At 58.5% G+C, this 2,441-nt stretch carries 2 protein-coding genes; one reads left to right on the top strand and one right to left on the bottom strand.

The window, feature by feature from the left end; translation table 11 throughout:
• Positions 1 to 1,053: glycosyltransferase family 2 protein (locus Q0964_RS09950; RefSeq protein WP_299266716.1), on the bottom strand; the 1,053-nt coding region annotated here is incomplete at its 3' end.
• Positions 1,054 to 1,140: 87 nt separating this feature from the next.
• Here Q0964_RS09950 and Q0964_RS09945 point away from each other — a divergent pair.
• Positions 1,141 to 2,441: flippase (locus Q0964_RS09945; RefSeq protein ID WP_299266713.1), on the top strand; the 1,301-nt coding region annotated here is incomplete at its 3' end.

The following is a 2,441-nucleotide window of genomic DNA, read 5'->3' as shown; positions in this document are numbered from 1 at the left end:
CGAGTGTGCTAATCCGTGATTCAGCGCGGAGTACTTTCCACCGTTTTCTTTCTGTAGCACGGTGACAGAACATCCGGCTGGCTGGTCGGTTGGATGCTGTGCTCTCAGCAGCCGCTCCGCTGTCGCGATGAACGATTCGGCAGTCTGCGTCGTGACACCGTCCTGATGGAAAGCCGCTCGTTCATATTGCGCTTGCATCTGGTCAAGTGATGAATCAGACGCGGTACTCTCCATGACGGAGGTCTGCAACGTGCGGAACACAGTCTGATAGTCGGCAGTATCGGCCGATGCGTCGAGGCCGTCAGCCAGCGCCTCAGCTGCGACGGTGACCGCCCCGTCGGTATCCCCTTTTTTCAGGGCTGTGCGTGCCTCTTCGAGTCGGCGCTCCGATGGCTCTGAGTCCGCTGGCACTGCTGTCTCGTATGCCCGTGCCTCTGCATACGTCTCGTCTGAACTCCCGTCGTCGACGACGACGATATTGAGTTTATCACCCGGATAGTCGGCCGCGAGGAAGGACTCTATACACGGTCCGACGTACCCCTCCTCGTTGTACGCCGGGACCAGTACTGTGATTTCAGGCCACTCCGTCACTGTGGTCGATCTGTTCTGCTCCGCAACGTGTTGGTACAACGCCGTTGGAACAATGACCCAGTACGTACACGACGACAGAACAAGCGCAGCGAAGAGGACGACATTGAAAAGTGGGAGGGTAATATCGAATGTAATTACAAACAGCCAGCACAGCAAGACCGGGAGAAAAAGCACCGGCCATACTGGCACGCTGGAGAGCCAACGGGGCAGTTGTCTGTCAAACGTGAGGAAGGTAAAGACCAGCGTATACACTGCGACGGTACTGCTCACGACTATTCCACCCAGCACAAGAATCTGTGGGGGGAGCAGGTAGATGAGAACGAATATCGCGCCGGTCAGGACCGATGCGGACGCGAGGTACTCTGTTACTGAAAGCGACGACGTAGACGCGCTGTCAGTTGCCGTATTTGTGAGAGCACCGCGACGCTCAGACATGACTATGTCTATGATACTGTCCGACACTACATCGCGGTAACATCCCAGTTACACACGGGCGTGGGTGCGAAGTAACTGGATGAATATGACCATTAGAAGCACTGTATACTGTAGATGGCACAACCAAGCGGCGAGGAGACGGGCGAGCCAGATGTTGGCGGTACAGGAGTTGTACTCGTCGGTATCGTCGGTGGGAGTGCGCTCGCGCTCGTCGCGGAGACGTATCTCGCTCGGTCGCTTGCCCCCTCCGTCTACGGCTCTGTGGCGCTGGCATACACGATGGTGTACGCAATCGGACTGCTGATTGGCAACGGAATCGGTGATTCAGTCGCTCGCACCCTGAGTGAGAGTGACGGTCCGTCGCGGGCGACAGTTGTTGGGGCGGGTGTCAGCATCGCGGCGCTGCTGGGAACTGGCCTGTTTCTCGCAGGCTACCTTTCACGAACTTCGCTGGCCGCACTGCTCGCGGAACCATCGCTGACGAGACTGCTGCCGTGGCTGCTCCCGTTTCTAGTGTTGTACCCACTGGGCCAGGTCGCCTTCAGTGCGATTCGGGCCAGAACTGACACGAAAGCCGCTGTTCTGGTCCGCGATTTCGGACCGCGCCTGGTCGGAATCGTGACGATTGGTGTCGCGTCCATGTTCGGCGCAAACCTCATTGGCGCGGTCGCGTACTGGCTGGTCTTCCCGACTGGTATCCTCGTCTTTGGATTCGGGTACCTGTTCAGCCAGGACTCACGAGGGGTTGTGCAGCGACCGTCGACTACTGCCCTCTCCACTGTCTGGGGTCATGCGTGGCCCCTGGCCGTGGCCGCATCAATGTTCATGCTCCTGTCGACACTTGACGTGCTTATGATTGGGTACTTTCTCTCGTCAAGCGAGGTCGGGTTCTACCGTGCGATTCAGCCATTGCGGCAGGCGACGACGTTTGTCATGTCCGCGTTCAGCTTCGCATTTCTGCCGGTTTCGACGCGTCATTTCACGGCCGGTCGGGCCCGAAAGCTCGCCAACCTATTCCGGTTTTCCACCAAATGGGTTGTGGCGGCAACGCTCCCGCTGGCACTGACCTTCGTCCTGTATGCTGACTCGGTCGTGACGCTACTGTTTGGATCTGCATACGCACCGTCTGCGCCCGCCCTCGCCGTCCTGACTGCTGGACTGTTCTTCCGGACGCTAACCGGGCTCGACGGTGACCTTATTAAAGCAATCGACCGCCCGAAGGTCGAGCTATGGACGTCGGCAGTCGGCGTCAGCGTCAACGTCGTATTGAACATGTGGTTGATTCCACGGTTCGGTATCGTGGGTGCTGCAGTTGGAACCGCGGTCGGCTACGCAGTCTACAACGTCCTCGAACTCGCTGTCATCTACCGTGCGGTCGGCATCCACCCGTTCTCACGAGCGACTGCCGCCATCGT

The sequence above is a fragment of the Halorientalis sp. genome, from assembly GCF_028275115.1.
Classification (GTDB): domain Archaea; phylum Halobacteriota; class Halobacteria; order Halobacteriales; family Haloarculaceae; genus Halorientalis.
This window is presented reverse-complemented; position numbering and strand designations above follow the sequence as displayed.